Source organism: Nocardiopsis sp. NPDC055879, assembly GCF_053615935.1.
The window spans coordinates 1-1,724 of sequence record NZ_JBSHCT010000080.1; the positions used below are offsets into that span (position 1 = coordinate 1).

The 1,724-nt window shown below is 69.7% G+C and carries 2 protein-coding genes; both read right to left on the reverse strand.

Annotated features, from left to right (window positions below; translation table 11 throughout):
- Positions 1-143: 143 nt before the first annotated feature.
- Positions 144-566, reverse strand: coding sequence for a DoxX family protein (locus ACWGKS_RS29865; protein ID WP_452525068.1), 423 nt, complete (start codon positions 564-566; stop codon positions 144-146).
- Between the two features lie 82 nt (positions 567-648).
- Positions 649-1,724, reverse strand: a 1,076-nt coding sequence (locus ACWGKS_RS29870; protein WP_452525070.1) for an amidase, incomplete at its 5' end; no start/stop codon positions are given.

Here is a 1,724-nt window from a genome sequence, read left to right on the forward strand (position 1 = left end):
GCCCTGCCCCCCCCCCACGACCCTTCGGCATTCCCTGGGAGATGCCCCAGCGGTCCGTCTGCCGGCTGTTGGGTTATCCACAGGCAGGGAGTTCGGGGTGGTGGTGTTGGTGGGGCTAGTTGAGTAATCCCAAGGGGGCCAGTTCAGTCGTGGGCCGTCGGGGAACGTAGGACCAGCCGGACGAGGGCGGCGGTGTCGTGTCGGCGGAACCAGGCCACGACACAGACGAGGACCAGGGTGACCGCCGGGATGGCTACCAGGTCCGGGGTCGCGAAGGCGCTCAGGACCGTCGCGCCGATCATCAGCGGGATCTGGCAGAACAAGGCAAGGCCGCACAGCCGGGGAATGAGTAGCGCGATCGCCCCGGCGAGCTCCAGCCAGCCGACGACGACCATGCTGGGGACGCCGAGTCCGATCAGCTCGAATGGCGGGACGGAGAGGGGGTCGGCCATCGCCTTCGGGATGGCGACGAGCGCGAACACGACGGCCAGCAGCACCTGCGACGCCCAAAGGGCGACTGTGCCGGCGACGGGTCGGGGGCGGGTTGAGGGTGTCGTCGTGGACATGTCGGTTCCTGTCGTGGTGGCGCAACAAATGAGAAATCGTGCCGTCGCAACGGCCATGGGTCTGATGATGTGGCTGAGAAGGTCAGAGCGGAGCCAAGGCGCCGGCACCGCCGCGCACGCTCTCGTAGGCAGAGCCGACGCGGACGAGGGTCGCCTCCCCGAGCGGGCGCCCGATGAGCTGGAGGCCGAACGGCAACCCTCCGGGAACGGGGCCGGTCGGTACCGTCAGGGCGGGCAGGCCGGTGAGGTTGGCCGGTGCGCACAGCCTGACATGGGCGTCGGAGACCGTTTCGACACTCGTGTCCGGCCAGTACAGGTGTTCCTGGCCGACCGGTACCGCAGTGACCGGAACGGTGGGCGCGGCCACCACGTCCACCTTCTCCAGCAGCTGCACCCAGGCAGACCTCATCAGGGTGCGCACCCGCTGCGCTCGCAGGTACTCGGTGGCGGGGACGAGTTCCCCGGCTTCCAGCAGGACGCGCACGTCGGATCCGTAGGACTCCGGGTACCTCCACAGGGTGTCCTGGTGGTAGGCGGCGGCCTCGGGAACCATGATCCCCCACTGGGCCGCGTGCACGGATTCGGCCAGCGGGACCTCGACGCCGACGAGTTCGGCGCCCAACCCGGCCAACGTCTCGGCGGCCGAACGCACCGCTTTCTCCACTTCGGGTTCCACCCTGTCGAAGAAGTAGTTCCCGGGCACCCCTATTCGTAGTCCGGCCAGGTCCACGCCGATGTCTCGGGTACGGTCCTCGACCGGCACCCGCAGCGTCGCCGGGTCCCTGGGGTCGTGTCCGACGACGGCGTCCAGGACGAGTGCCGCGTCCTCGACCGTGCGGGCGATCGGCCCGACGTGGTCCAGGGTCCACGACAGCGGTATCGCGCCGTGTCGGGACACCAGACCGTGGGTGGGCTTGAGCCCGACGACACCGCACAGAGCGGCTGGGATACGGATGGAGCCGCCGGTGTCGCTACCGATGGCGGCGATGGCACCGCCGGAGGCCACCGCCACCGCCGACCCACCGCTGGAGCCGCCCGCGACGCGATCGATGGCCCAGGGGTTGCGCGTGGCGGGGGTGATGGTGCCGTAGGCGAACTCGTGGGTGTGCGTCTTGCCCACCAGTACGGCTCCCGCCTTCTTGAGCGCGGCCACTACCG